Source organism: Rhodococcus sp. MH15 (assembly GCF_019266045.1).
Taxonomy (GTDB): Bacteria; Actinomycetota; Actinomycetes; order Mycobacteriales; family Mycobacteriaceae; genus Rhodococcus_F; species Rhodococcus_F qingshengii.
Genome location: NZ_LPNP01000054.1, coordinates 14,649 through 27,362, shown reverse-complemented (window position 1 = coordinate 27,362; position 12,714 = coordinate 14,649). Strand labels below are relative to the sequence as shown.

Here is a 12,714-nt window from a genome sequence, read left to right as displayed (position 1 = left end):
CAAAACGCGGTCAGCTGCTGAGATGCTCACCCAGCAGTCGGTCCAACTCGACCGGCGCCTCGTCCGGAATCCAGTGGCTCACGCCGCTGAGAACCTCGAACCGGTACGGGCCGTCGACAAACGCGGGGGTGAGCGCAGACCCTTTGGGGCCGATGGCGGCGTCGCCGTCACTCCAGACGTGCAGGGTCGGCACGGTGACCCTGGCAGTTGCGGGGTTCGGCTTGGTCATCCACATCGCGCGGTACCAGTTCAGACCGCCGCGTAGCCGACCGGGAGCCAGCATGGCGTTCAGATCGCGCCGCGCGTTCTCCGGCGTCTGCCCGCTCGAAATCAGGAACTTTTCACCTGCCGACGTGGAGGACAGAATCTTCTCGGGGACGAAGGGTAATTGGAACGCCCCCATGTACCACGACTTCAGTCCCTGTGTGCTGGTCACCATCGCCTTGACGAACGCCAGTGGGTGCGGAACCGACACCGCGGTCACGGTATCGAGCAAGTCCGGCCGTTCGGCGGCCACCTGCCATGCGACTGCGGCACCCCAGTCGTGGCCGACCAGGTGCACTTTGCCCACCGCGAGCGCGTCGATCAGTGCGACAGTGTCAGCGGCGAGTTCGGACCCACGGTACGCCCAGCGCGCTTTCGGCCTGGCGCCGGGTGAGTACCCTCGCTGATCCGGTGCGACGGTCCGGAAGCCGCGGGCGTGCAGTAACGGCGCAAGGTGATCCCATGAGCGGGAATCCTGCGGAAACCCGTGCAGGAGAACCACGACCGGACCGTCGGCGGGTCCTTCGTCGCGTACGTCGAAGGTCAGCCCGGACCGGGAGTACGAGGTGAGGCGATCCGCCGGTGTAGTCATAGCGCCACGCTAGTCTTCGCGGCCCTGGTAACCGGAGCCTTTTCACCGGCACGCAGGAACTGACCTGTCTTTTCGATTCCGAATCCGGGGGCGAATTCACCTTCGCGGTAGACGAGTCGGCCGTTGATCACCGTAGCGACCGCTGCGTCGTCGCTGCGGTTGACCATCCGGCTGATCCCGCCGTACTCGGGAACCTTTGCCTCGAACAACCCGTCCACCGACTCGTCGAGCCCGGCCGGGTCGATGACAACGAAGTCCGCGCGGTCACCCTGGCGTAGATGCCCGGCGTCGATGCCGTACCAGTCCGCCAGTTCGCCCGTCAGGCGGTGGATTGCGCGCTCGATGGTGAGGAACGGCTTGCGGTCACTCTGAGCGTCCTTGACGCGCTTGAGGAGTCGCACCGGGTAGTTGTAGAACGCCATGTTGCGCAGATGCGCGCCGGCATCGCCGAAGCCCATCTGCACACCGGAACTCGCGGCGAGTTTCTTCGCGAACTTGGGCCGGTGATTGGCAATGGTGGTGCGCCAGCGAAGATCTCGCCCGTACTTCACCACCAGGTCGAGGTACGCGTCCACCGGGTGCACTCCGCGGATGTCACCGACCTGACCGAAGTTCTTGCCGATCAACGTCTCGTCCGGGCATCCCACGATGACCGCATCGTAGAAATTGCGATGCCAGATGCGGGGTGAGAACTTGTTGTCGTAGTCCTTACGGAATGCGCGACGGTACGACTCGTCCTGGAGCAGTTCGTTGCGCTCCACCTGGTCCTTGAGGTGCAAAGCGGCGGCGCCGGCACCGAACTCCTCGAACACGACCAGGTCGATTCCATCCGCGTAGACGGTGAAGGGAACCGGAAGGTGCTGCCACTTGAAATCGGTCTTCGCGAAGCGATTGAGCAGTGGGGCCGCAGCGAGCATGAAGTACACGATCACCGGGTAGGCCTTCGAATCCGCACCGGAGAGCAGCGACGTCTTGAGCGGTTTCTTGCGTCCGATCGCCGAGCTTTCGGCGAAGAACGCCGCGACGTTCGGATGCAGGTTGATGGTCGGAGCGCTCTGCAAGATCTTTCCGCGATCACGAAGGATGCGATTGAGGAATCGGAACTCTTTCCACCGTGCATACGTCGACGGCAAAGAGCGAGAACGATATTCGTCGCCGTCGATCTTGTCGAGGGCATTGGTCATCGACGACAGGCCCAGCATCCCAGCGTCGATGGCGTCCTCGAGCATCGAGCCCATCCGGCCGAGTTCCGAGCGAGTCGGCTTGACCTTCTTGTCGGTGCCGCGCCCCAGTCCGAGTACGTGCGTGCGGATGTCGGAATGACCGATGAAGGCCGCGACATTGGGTCCGAGGGGAAGGGCTTCGAGGGCGGCGGTGTACGCCGCGGGACCGGTCCAGGTCTTGTTCGCTTCGAGGATGCGCAGCACCGCGTCGTGGGGAACTGCTTCGACCCGGCTGAACAGATCCGCGATCTCGCGCGGCGTCGAATACACCGTCGACAGCGAGCAATTGCCGAGCACGACCGTCGTGACGCCGTGGCGAACCGATTCCGGAAGCCCTGGACTGACCAAGGCTTCGGCGTCGTAGTGCGTGTGGACGTCGACAAAGCCGGGGAGAACCCATTTGCCGGCCGCGTCGATCACTTCTGTGTCCGTCCCGATCTCGAGGCGCGTCGTGGACACCTCCGCGACCACGCCGTCTCGAATTCCGAGATTACGACGCAGACCTGGAGCCCCCGTCCCGTCGAACCACAACCCGTCGTTGACCACGATGTCGAAAGCAGACACTGTCGGACTCCTCGCCTCACGTATGTGTTACCTCACGTTATAGACAGCGTTGAGTAAAAGTCAATGAACCTTCCGAACCAATACATAAGATGACGGAATGGCTGCAGTCCCCCGCTCCCCCGAAGACCGTCAGAGGCAAATCCTCGAGGTGGCAGTACAGATGCTGCGGACCGAGCCTTTCGACCAACTGTCGATGGATCGCGTCGCAGCCGAGGCCGGTGTCTCGCCGCCACTGCTGTTCCACTACTTCAAGAACAAGAAGGGTTTCCAGAACGCCATCCTCGAGGCCGCCTCGGCCGATCTCGAAGATCGAATGCGACCGGATCCCGAGCTACCCATCACGTCCCAGCTGCGCTCAGGTATCGAGACATTCGTCGACGCCGTTATCGAGCACCCCACCATTTACCTCGCCGTGATGCGTATGGCCGGCAGTGGCGACGTTCGAATGCGCACGATCTACCGAGGCATGCGCCGCACTTTCACCACGTGGATCGTCGCTGCGCTGACGAATCTAGGCATCGAATCGAACGCGACCGTGGAGGCGACAATCGCCGGGTGGCAGGCATTCATGGAGGAAATCGTCGTCAACTGGATCGACGAGCCGACGCTCGAGCGAGGCGAAATGGTCGACCTTTGCGAACGAATCTTCTACCACTGCCTACCGGCAGCGGGCATCAGCGTGGAGCAAATAGTGGCAGCCACCGTTGCCGCGACGGCCAGTGAGTCCGGCGCAACACAACTGTGATCTTCGTGCCGGGGTTTCACAGGTGGTCACGATTGGGTATCTTGCTTGCAGTGGCACTGGACCACGACCCCAACACATGAAGGATCCAACATGGAGTCTGTCGAAAACGTATTGCCCGAGGGTGTCAAGCTCGAAGACGTCTTGAGTGTCCTCAAGGTCGCAGTTGCGGGCATCGGCCTCATCAGCGCACTTTCGGCATTCAGCTGATCGCAAAGCGTCATCGACAGGCCGGACTTCGGGGAGTCCGGCCTGTTTTTTGTTTACGTTCCTGAACAATCCGTGAACTTTTCAGCAACTTCAGCGCAAAGCGGTCATTTCGACCCAAACAAGCGTCCAGTTTGCTAACTTGTGTCTGCGACACAAGGTCGTACAGAAACACCACGCAGACACAACCTTGTACATACACACCTGTACATACGACACGGAGGACCGAAACATGGGTTCCATCAACACCCTCAGCGCCGTCATCGACATCATCAAGGTCGTCCAGCCGTTGATCGCCAAGCTCAACCTCAGCTGATTCGCTTGCACCACACCCCTGCCAGGGCGTAACTCGAAATGGGGCCGACATCGTCGGCCCCATTTTCCGTAGGTGCTCTATCTCAGCCGAGTGCCTTCTTGATCTCTCCTGCCAGTACCGACGCCAGCTGCGGCGGCACCGCATTGCCGATCATCGTGCGCACCGCTCCCCACTTGCCCTCGAAGACGTAGTCGTCGGGAAAGGTCTGGAGGCGAGCAGCTTCTCGAACGGTCAACGATCGCGTGTGTTTCGGATGCACGTTGCGTGAAGCCGAGATCATCCCGAAAGTGGTTCCGACCGTGGACGCCGGCTCGTCCCACCGGAGGCGCTTGTACGTCGTGTTGTACCCGGACGACGGTCGCATGGCCGGATCTTCGTTGTCGTGCGCCGACATTCCTTCCGGTACATCACGCAGCCACCGCAAGACGTGCTCGGGATGCTCGACGGCCCAGTGCAGCGGGTCCGTCTCGCAAGCCTGCCCGGATTCCAGCGGGGCCAGGTCGACGGTGGCATCGCGAAAAGTCCTCAGCGGCGCAACACCATTCACGCCGTGAGTCTTCGGCGGAAAACGCAGCGGCCCGATACCACTGTCGCGGCGGGTCGCCACGATGAACACTCGTTCCCGGAACTGCGGGACGCCGTAATCCTGCGCATTGACCGTGTTGACCGACGCGTCGTAACCGCATGCAGCCATCTCGCCGAGAATCCGGTCGACGACCATCCCACCGTCCGGGTCTTTCATGCTCAGCAGCAGCCGAACATTTTCCATCACCACGACCTTCGGCCTCACCAGATCGGCGAGCTCGAGTAGGTTCCGGAAGAGATGGTTGCGCGGATCGTCGCGGTCTCGCCGGCCGGCGAGACTGAAACCCTGACACGGCGGCCCCCCGGCCAACACATCGATATTCACCTGTGCCAGAAGATCTTTCACACGGGCTTCGTCGATCGCCCGGATGTCCTCACCGAGGCACTTCGCGCCGGGGAAGTTCCGATCGAAGGTCGCGCGCGCCTCCGGCACGACTTCGATGTATCCCTCCACCGAAAACCCCGCCATCCGAAAGCCTTCGGCCATACCGCCACAACCGGAGAACGCCGTCAATACGGTGGGGCCACCGTTTCCTGCCCCCGCGACCGCACGCCTGGCCACCGAGGCGGGGTCGTTGACCGGTGTCGCTCGACGCGCACGGGTACTACCGCTCGACCGCTTCCGGGGGGCCGCGTACGTGCCCTCACGCTTGGCCGCTTCCAACGCCGAGAGGGCCGTGAGGACTGCTCGCTCAACCGGTGGCTTCGGATATGCCTTGTCGAGTTCCCACGCGGAGACGACTGCTGACGAGACTCCCGCCTGGCGGGCGAACTGGAACTGACTGATCCCCACGTGCAAGCGCCGCGATCGCAGGTCCTGTCCCGAAATCAATTCAGTGCCTCACTCATGTGGTCCGCTCGCTCCGGCAGCCCAGACTATCGCAGCCAACCCCGCGAACCAGGACCACACAAGAGAGACCGGCAGGCGATATGCCTGCCGGTCTCCGACACGAGCGGATGACGGGACTCGAACCCGTGTGAACGGCTTTGCAGGCCGGTGCCTAGCCACTCAGCCACACCCGCGTCAGTGAGTAACTCTGCCCCGAGTCGCGGCGCCGAACCACAGTTCCGCTCAGCATGATTCGAGTGCAATCCCACCAACTGTTCCAGTCTCTGGGAAAACCGTGAGCCCTTCGGGAACAAATCGGTCAGTCTCGATGCTGACTCCCTCGGTGGGCGCAGGTCATTCGATTGCGGCCCGAATTTCGCCCGAACGACCGAGCAGTTCGCCAGACCAAGACAACCCAGAAGGTTTCATGAGTGCCGAGAACACCGCCATCGCCCCGCCTGTGAAGGCAGCTCCGCTCTTGGAGACGGCCCCGCTGGATACGAGCAGTGTCGACCGCAAGCCGAGCGTCGGGAAGATTCTTGCCCTCGGTTCCATGACCGCGCTCGGGCCCTTCACCATCGACATGTACCTGCCCGCGCTGCCGGATATCGGCGCCGATCTCGGAGTCTCGTCGTCAACGGTTCAGCTGACGATCACCGGAACCCTCATCGGCCTCGCACTCGGACAGCTGTTGGTCGGGCCGCTCTCGGACACTCTCGGCCGCAAGAAGCCGCTGCTCGCCGGGATCGGTGTGCACATCCTGGCTTCGCTGCTGGCGGTCTTCGCACCGAGCATCGCTGTCCTCGGCATCCTGCGGGTTTTCCAGGGCATGGGCGCGGCGGCCGCGGCAGTGGTCACCATGGCGATCGTCCGCGACCTCTACAGCGGTAACACCGTTGCCGTCGTGATGAGCCGGCTGATGCTCGTGCTCGGCGTTGCGCCGATCCTGGCGCCCAGCATCGGTGGCGCCCTCCTCGTCGCCCTCGACTGGCGCGGGATCTTCGTCGTCCTGGCACTGATCGGCGTCGGCACAGCGATGATCGGTGCGTTCGGACTGTCCGAAACATTGCCGAAGGAAAAGCGTCGCCCGAGCGGATTGACGTCGGTTCTCCGTACCTACGGTTCGCTGCTCGGCGACCGCACGTTCATGGTCCTCACGCTCGTATCCAGCGTCGGCATGGCGTCGTTGTTCGCGTATGTCTCGGGCGCGTCGTTTGTCTATCAAGATCAGTACGGCCTCAATCAACAGGAGTTCGCGCTGCTCTTCAGTGCGGGCGCGATTGCGTTGATCGGCGCTTCGCAGGTCAACGTCCGACTGCTCGATCGGTGGACTCCTCAGCAGATCACCAAGTGGGCCCTCGTGGCTGCCGTTGTCTCCGGGGCCGTCGTCATTGCTGTCGCGGTCTTGGAACTGGGCGGGCTCGCCGGATTCGTGATCGCACTGTGGGTCATGGCCGGTGCCATCGGGTTCGTTCTTCCCAACGCCCCGGCACTGGCGCTCGCTCGTCACGGCGAAGCGGCCGGTACTGCCGCGGCAATGCTCGGGGCATTCCAGTTCGGCGTCGGTGCGGCCATCGCGCCGGCAGTCGGCCTGCTGGGAAACACGAGCACAGCCCTGGCCGTCACGATGACGGCGTGTGTGTCGCTCGGTCTGATCGCTCTTCTGGCTACGACCCGAAAGAGTGAATCGGTCTAACCGGCAGCGGAGAACCACTCGCTGTAGAAGGTGGCAAGTCCCAGGACGCACGAGATCGCGACGAAGATCCAGAATCTTGCGATCACGACGGTTTCCGGCCAACCGAGTAACTCGAAGTGATGATGGATCGGGGCCATCTTGAATACGCGTCGACCGGACGATCGGAAGACCAGAACCTGGATGATCACCGACAGGATCTCAGCGACGAACAGGGCGCCGATGATGACCATCAGCAGCTCGGTGTGCGTCGTGACGGACAGGCCGACAACCAGGCCGCCGAGTGCCAAGGAGCCGGTGTCGCCCATGAAGATCTGAGCCGGGGCGGCATTCCACCAGAGGAAGCCGAGGCACGCCCCGCCTGCGGCGGCAGCGACGATCGCTAGATCGAGAGGGTCACGAACGTCGTAGCAACCGGCGGCAGGCTCGAGGACACACGAGTTCCGGTACTGCCAACCGGCGATGACGACGTAGGTCCCCAGGATCATGCCCATCGAACCGGCCGCGAGACCGTCGAGGCCGTCGGTGAAATTGACGGCGTTGGACCAGGCGAACACCAGAATGCAGAAGAAGACCACAAAGCCGATGGCACCCATGGAGAACACCGAGATGTCACGAACATGGGACAGGTACTGGCTTCCGGGAGTGACTCCGTTGTTGTTGGAGAACTGCAGGAACAAAATGCCGAAGATGATGGCACTCGCCAGCTGACCGACAGTCTTTGCCGTCTTGTTCAGCCCGAGATTGCGCTTCTTGCGGATCTTGATGAAGTCGTCGAGAAAGCCGACGATTCCCAGTGACGTCGCCAGCGCGAGAACCAGCCAACCGGATGCAGACAGCCGCGGTAGCCGCGAGCCGAAACCGATGATGTGTGCCGCCAGGTAGCCCGCCCACATGCCGGCGATGATCGCGATGCCGCCCATTGACGGGGTGCCACGCTTGCCCTGATGGCTCTGCGGACCCTCGATCCGAATCTCGTGCCCGAGCCCCTGCCGCGAAAGCACACGAATGAGAAACGGAGTCAGGAAGAGCGCGACGAACAACGAGACGCCACCCGCTACGAGGATTGAAATCACCCGTGGGACTCTACAGACGTAAGCGGCTGCGACACACAATCAGACAAGGCACCCGACCGCTTGCCAGCATGGGATGATCGAACCTATGTCTCCCCCCGCGCCGCTCCCCCTCGACCCCATCGAAGAGGCGCATCGTCAGTGGACGGAGCACGGGTGGAGCGACGTCGCCGACGGTATGGCTGCGGTCACGTCGGTGATGCGTGCGCAGCAGATCATGATGGCGCGGGTCGAAGAGGTACTCAAGCCGCTCGGGTTGACCTTCGCTCGCTACGAACTGCTGACGCTTCTCACCTTCACCAGGTCGGGCGCACTCCCGATGGCCAAGGCGAGCGCCCGACTCCAGGTTCACCCCACCAGCGTCACCAATGCCGTCGACCGTTTGGAGAAAGCGGAGTTGGTCAGGCGGGTCCCGCATCCCAGCGATCGCCGTGCAACGCTCATCGAGATCTCGGACACCGGTCGCGCACTGGCCCTCGAAGCGACCGAAATGCTCAACAGCAAGGTGTTCGCTCACCCCGGACTCCAGCAGGACAAGCTCGAGCAATTGGTGACGATCCTCACTGAACTTCGCAAGACTGCGGGTGACTTCGACACCGGCGGCGCACCGACCAAGTGGTGAACCGACCACCCGTACACACAAAGAAACTGCCCTCACACTCTCGACGAGTGTGAGGGCAGTTTCAGCGCTGTTGAAATTCAGCGCTGTTGAAATTCAGCGGTGCTTGAATTCTGCCGACCGCTTCTCCACGAACGCGGTCATGCCTTCCTTCTGATCCTCCGTCGCGAAGGTCGAGTGGAACACCCGACGCTCGAAGCGGACGCCCTCGGCGAGGGTGGTCTCGAAGGAGCGGTTGACTGCTTCCTTGGCCATCATCGCAATCGGCAGCGACATCTCGGCGATGGTGGTTGCGGTCTTCAAGGCATCGTCGAGCAGATCGGCGGCCGGAACGATCCGGGCAACCAGGCCTGCACGTTCGGCTTCTTCTGCGTCCATGTTGCGGCCGGTGAGGCACAGCTCCATGGCCTTGGCCTTGCCCACGGCGCGCGTAAGGCGCTGCGAGCCACCGATACCCGGAATGACACCGAGCTTGATCTCGGGCTGGCCGAACTTCGCGGTATCCGAAGCGATGATGAAATCGCAGAGCATCGCAAGCTCGCAGCCACCACCGAGCGCGTATCCGGAGACGGCGGCGATCAGCGGCTTACGAGCTGCTGCGACGCGATCCCACGGGGTGAAGAAATCCTCGACGTATGCGTCCATGTACGTCTTGGACTGCATTTCCTTGATGTCGGCACCGGCGGCGAAGGCGCGCTCGGAACCGGTGATCAGGATGGCTCCGATGCCGTTGTCCGCCTCGAGGTCGGCAACCGCGGCGACGACCTCGTTCATCAGCTCGGAGTTCAGCGCGTTGAGAGCCTTCGGGCGGTTGAGCGTGATGACGCCGACGCGACCCTTACGCTCGAGGATGATGGTGTTGAAGTCGGTCACTACTGTCCTTCGGTCGAACGGTCACGGATGTCGTTGATGATGGCAGAGAAGTCCTGACCGCCACCGCCCGCGGCATGGAAGCGACTGTAGAGTTCGGCTGCCTTGAGTCCGATCTCTGCATCGACGCCGTTGTTGCGCAGCGCATTTGCTGCCAGACCCAGGTCCTTGTCCATCAGTGCAACAGCAAAGCCGGGCTGGTAGTCGTTGTTGGCCGGGCTGGTGGGCACAGGTCCCGGAACCGGGCAGTTGGTGGTCAGTGCCCAGCACTGTCCCGAGGCGTTGGACGCCACGTCGAAGAGCGCTTGGTTGCTCAGGCCGAGCTTTTCGCCCAACACGAACGCCTCGCTGATCGCGATCATCGAAATGCCGAGGATCATGTTGTTGCAGATCTTGGCTGCCTGGCCGACACCGGCGTCGCCGCAGTGAACGACCTTGCGGCCCATCACGTCCAGCAACGGTGACGCGGCTTGGAAGTCAGCCTCGGAACCGCCGACCATGAATGCCAGCGTGCCTGCGGTAGCCCCGACGACTCCACCGGAGACCGGAGCGTCGACGCTGCGGTGACCGGCCGCTTCGGCCTTGTCGTGTGCCTCGCGGGCGTCGGCGACGTCGATGGTGGAACAGTCGATGAACAGGGTGCCCGGTGTTGCCACCGGCAGCAGCTCTTCGTACAGACCCAGAACGTGCTTACCGCTCGGCAGCATCGTGATCACGACGTCGGCACCGCGAACGGCGTCGACCGCCGAATCCGCCACCGATGCACCGTCTTTGACTGCCTGCTCCAGCGCCGCAGGTGCCAGGTCGAAACCGACGACCTTGTGTCCGGCCTTGACAAGATTGGCCGCCATCGGGCCACCCATGTGACCGAGTCCGATAAATCCAATGGTGCTCATTAGTGATGCTCCTTCGGCGGTGATCAGTTGCCTTGCGGTTGAGGGGCGAGTCCGAGCTCGTTGTCGCCCAGCGGGGCGAAGTAGGCGTCGACGGATTCTGCCGTGACGTCGTCGAGAGTTGCCGGCAACCACTTCGGGTTTCGGTCCTTCTCCACGACCTGGGCGCGAATGCCCTCGACCAGATCGTGTGAGGCGAGCGCAGCGGTCGAGACCCGGAACTCCTCGTTGAGGACTTCTTCCAAGCTTGCTGCTTCCTTGGCATGCCGCAGAGATCGCAGGGTCACCGACAGTGCAATCGGGGACTTGCCGAGAATCTGCTCCGCTGCCTTCTCCGCTTCGGGGATTCCACTTGCGCGAAGACGCTCGACGATGGTGGATACGTCGTCGGCCGAGTACGCGGCGTCGATCCAGCTCTGCTGGGCCAACAGTTCCGACACCGGAGCCGGCTCCGCGTACTGCGCCACGGCGTCGGCAACCAAAGACGACGCGAGTGCGGCGATGAACGTCTCGATGTTCTCCGACGGGATGAAGTGGTCAGCGAAACCTGCTGCGATGGCATCGCCGGCGCTCAGTCGCGCCGTGGTGAGCGCGATGTGCGTCCCGAGTTCACCGGGAGCACGCGAGAGCAGGTAAGTTCCGCCCACGTCTGGAATGAAACCGATTCCGGTCTCGGGCATTCCGATCATCGAGCGCTCGGTCACGATGCGAATGTCGCCGTGTGCGGACACTCCGACGCCACCGCCCATGACGATCCCGTCCATGATCGCGACGTACGGCTTCGGGTAGTTCGCGATCTCGGAGTTGAGGATGTACTCCTCACGCCAGAAGTCGAGCGAACCGGTCTTGCCGTCCTTGGCGTCATGGTAGATCGAGACGATGTCGCCGCCGGCGCACAGACCACGCTCGCCGGCGCCCGTGAGTACGACTGCCTTGACGTCGTCGTCGGACTTCCATTCCTCGAGGGCCTTGGCCATCGCCTTGACCATCGAGTGGTTGAGGGCATTGATCGCCTTGGGACGGTTGAGAGTGATGAGCCCCAGTCCGTCACGCTTTTCGATCAATACCTCGAGCTCGTCGCTCATGCTGCTCCCTGCTTTCCCTGACCTGATGCGACCACGCTGCGGGCGATGACCACCCTCATGATCTCGTTGCTGCCTTCGAGGATCTGATGAACCCGAAGATCGCGGACGATCTTCTCGATCCCGTACTCAGCAAGATAGCCGTACCCGCCGTGAAGCTGGAGGGCCTTGTTGGCTACGTCGAATCCGGTGTCGGTGGCAAAGCGCTTGGCCATCGCACACAACTCCACGACGTCGGACGCTCCGTCTTCGAGTGCGGCAGCGGCGCGCCACAGCAACGTCCTGGCCGCTTCGAGTTCGGTACGCATGTCGGCGAGCTGGAACTGCAGGGCCTGCGACTCGATCAGTGCCGAACCGAAAGCTTTGCGGTCCACCAGATATGCGACTGCCTTCTCCAGCGCTGCCTGGGCCCCACCAACCGAACAGGCGGCGATGTTCAGCCGGCCGCCGTTGAGACCTTTCATGGCGATGCGGAATCCGCTGCCCTCTTCACCGAGCATGTTGGCGGCAGGAACTCGCACGTCTTCGAAGATCACCTGACGGGTGGGCTGCGCGTTCCAGCCCATCTTGATCTCGTTGGCACCGAACGACAGTCCGGGCGAATCCTTGGGCACGATGAACGCCGAGATCCCCTTGGCACCGGCAGATCCGGTGCGTGCCATCACGACGTACACGTCGGAAGTGCCTGCGCCGGAAATGAACTGCTTGACGCCGTTGAGGATGTAGTCGTCGCCGTCACGAACGGCCTTGGTGCTCAGGCCCGCAGCATCGGAGCCAGCGCCGGGTTCGGTGAGGCAGTAGCTGCCCAGTTGATCCATCGAGCAGAGTCCGGGAACCCACTTGTGGCGCTGTTCGTCGTTGCCGAACTGGTCGATCATCCACGTGACCATGTTGTGGATGGAGATGTACGCGGCGATCGACGGATCGCCCTTGGCCAGCTCTTCGAAGATCCGGGCAGCGTCGACGCGACTCAGCTCACTGCCACCCACGTCTTCACGAATGTAGATACCGCCCATTCCCAGGGACGCCGCCTTACGGAGGACGTCCACCGGGAAATGCTTGGTCTGATCCCACTCCACTGCGTTGGGCGCCAGATGCTCGGCCGCGAAGTCGCGGGCAGTGTCACGAATCGCCCGCTCGTCATCGGTCAGAGTAAACATGG

At 62.6% G+C, this 12,714-nt stretch carries 12 protein-coding genes and 1 tRNA gene; 4 read left to right on the top strand and 9 right to left on the bottom strand.

Annotation, left to right across the window (positions count from 1 at the left end; translation table 11 throughout):
* Nucleotides 1–10: 10 nt before the first annotated feature.
* Together ATN37_RS02475 and ATN37_RS02470 are read right to left on the bottom strand one after the other, a co-directional pair.
* Nucleotides 11–856, bottom strand: coding sequence for an alpha/beta fold hydrolase (locus ATN37_RS02475; RefSeq protein ID WP_054186753.1), 846 nt, complete (start codon nt 854–856; stop codon nt 11–13).
* Nucleotides 853–2,643, bottom strand: coding sequence for an amidohydrolase family protein (locus tag ATN37_RS02470; RefSeq protein WP_214924760.1), 1,791 nt, complete (start codon nt 2,641–2,643; stop codon nt 853–855). The genes ATN37_RS02475 and ATN37_RS02470 overlap by 4 nt, the downstream gene beginning before the upstream one ends.
* A 97-nt stretch (nt 2,644–2,740) precedes the next feature.
* On the opposite strand from ATN37_RS02470, the gene ATN37_RS02465 reads away from it, so the two are divergent.
* Both ATN37_RS02465 and ATN37_RS32340 read left to right on the top strand, forming a co-directional pair.
* Complete coding sequence (locus ATN37_RS02465) at nt 2,741–3,388, top strand: TetR/AcrR family transcriptional regulator (RefSeq protein ID WP_054186755.1); 648 nt, start codon at nt 2,741–2,743, stop codon at nt 3,386–3,388.
* A gap of 394 nt (nt 3,389–3,782) precedes the next feature.
* On the top strand, nt 3,783–3,908 hold the full coding sequence (locus ATN37_RS32340) for a hypothetical protein (protein ID WP_003941303.1): 126 nt from the start codon (nt 3,783–3,785) through the stop codon (nt 3,906–3,908).
* An 82-nt stretch (nt 3,909–3,990) separates the two neighbouring features.
* Here ATN37_RS32340 and dcm read toward each other — a convergent pair whose 3' ends face one another.
* Nucleotides 3,991–5,286 (bottom strand): DNA (cytosine-5-)-methyltransferase, encoded by a 1,296-nt coding sequence (gene dcm, locus ATN37_RS02460; RefSeq protein WP_054187334.1) that lies wholly within the window; start codon nt 5,284–5,286, stop codon nt 3,991–3,993.
* A 159-nt stretch (nt 5,287–5,445) separates the two neighbouring features.
* Nucleotides 5,446–5,516: transfer RNA gene (locus ATN37_RS02455), tRNA-Cys, on the bottom strand.
* 233 nt (nt 5,517–5,749) lie between these two features.
* Here ATN37_RS02455 and ATN37_RS02450 point away from each other — a divergent pair.
* Nucleotides 5,750–7,018, top strand: a complete 1,269-nt coding sequence (locus tag ATN37_RS02450; protein ID WP_100084653.1) for a multidrug effflux MFS transporter — start codon at nt 5,750–5,752, stop codon at nt 7,016–7,018.
* On the opposite strand, the gene mraY is transcribed toward ATN37_RS02450, so the two are convergent.
* The gene (gene mraY, locus ATN37_RS02445; protein ID WP_003941316.1) at nt 7,015–8,091 is read right to left on the bottom strand and encodes a phospho-N-acetylmuramoyl-pentapeptide-transferase; all 1,077 of its coding nucleotides are present in this window, start codon (nt 8,089–8,091) and stop codon (nt 7,015–7,017) included. The two genes, ATN37_RS02450 and mraY, sit on opposite strands and share 4 nt — an antisense overlap.
* Before the next feature lie 85 nt (nt 8,092–8,176).
* Between mraY and ATN37_RS02440 the strand changes: the two genes are divergently transcribed.
* A complete protein-coding gene (locus ATN37_RS02440; protein WP_054187333.1) occupies nt 8,177–8,710 on the top strand; it encodes a MarR family winged helix-turn-helix transcriptional regulator in 534 nt (177 codons plus the stop codon).
* Nucleotides 8,711–8,803: 93 nt separating this feature from the next.
* Here the strand turns inward: ATN37_RS02440 and ATN37_RS02435 are convergent, their stop codons facing one another.
* From ATN37_RS02435 to ATN37_RS02420, 4 genes are read right to left on the bottom strand one after another with little or no spacing between them, the layout of a single operon-like run.
* Nucleotides 8,804–9,580 (bottom strand): enoyl-CoA hydratase, encoded by a 777-nt coding sequence (locus tag ATN37_RS02435; protein ID WP_003941374.1) that lies wholly within the window; start codon nt 9,578–9,580, stop codon nt 8,804–8,806.
* Nucleotides 9,580–10,473 carry a 3-hydroxyisobutyrate dehydrogenase gene (gene mmsB / locus ATN37_RS02430; RefSeq protein WP_003941308.1) on the bottom strand — a complete coding sequence of 298 codons (894 nt, stop codon included), beginning with the start codon at nt 10,471–10,473 and terminating at the stop codon, nt 9,580–9,582. The genes ATN37_RS02435 and mmsB overlap by 1 nt, the downstream gene beginning before the upstream one ends.
* A gap of 23 nt (nt 10,474–10,496) precedes the next feature.
* On the bottom strand, nt 10,497–11,555 hold the full coding sequence (locus ATN37_RS02425) for an enoyl-CoA hydratase/isomerase family protein (protein WP_218694708.1): 1,059 nt from the start codon (nt 11,553–11,555) through the stop codon (nt 10,497–10,499).
* Nucleotides 11,552–12,712 (bottom strand): isobutyryl-CoA dehydrogenase, encoded by a 1,161-nt coding sequence (locus tag ATN37_RS02420; protein WP_064075262.1) that lies wholly within the window; start codon nt 12,710–12,712, stop codon nt 11,552–11,554. The genes ATN37_RS02425 and ATN37_RS02420 overlap by 4 nt, the downstream gene beginning before the upstream one ends.
* Nucleotides 12,713–12,714: the final 2 nt, after the last annotated feature.

Bases quoted from the DNA above. Each gene is read 5' to 3' on its own strand.
- ATN37_RS02475 (WP_054186753.1), bottom strand. From the start codon at position 856: ATGACTACACCGGCGGATCGCCTCACCTCGTACTCCCGGTCCGGGCTG.
- ATN37_RS02465 (WP_054186755.1), top strand. From the start codon at position 2,741: ATGGCTGCAGTCCCCCGCTCCCCCGAAGACCGTCAGAGGCAAATCCTC.
- ATN37_RS02450 (WP_100084653.1), top strand. From the start codon at position 5,750: ATGAGTGCCGAGAACACCGCCATCGCCCCGCCTGTGAAGGCAGCTCCG.
- ATN37_RS02440 (WP_054187333.1), top strand. From the start codon at position 8,177: ATGTCTCCCCCCGCGCCGCTCCCCCTCGACCCCATCGAAGAGGCGCAT.
- mmsB (WP_003941308.1), bottom strand. From the start codon at position 10,473: ATGAGCACCATTGGATTTATCGGACTCGGTCACATGGGTGGCCCGATG.
- ATN37_RS02425 (WP_218694708.1), bottom strand. From the start codon at position 11,555: ATGAGCGACGAGCTCGAGGTATTGATCGAAAAGCGTGACGGACTGGGG.
- ATN37_RS02420 (WP_064075262.1), bottom strand. From the start codon at position 12,712: ATGTTTACTCTGACCGATGACGAGCGGGCGATTCGTGACACTGCCCGC.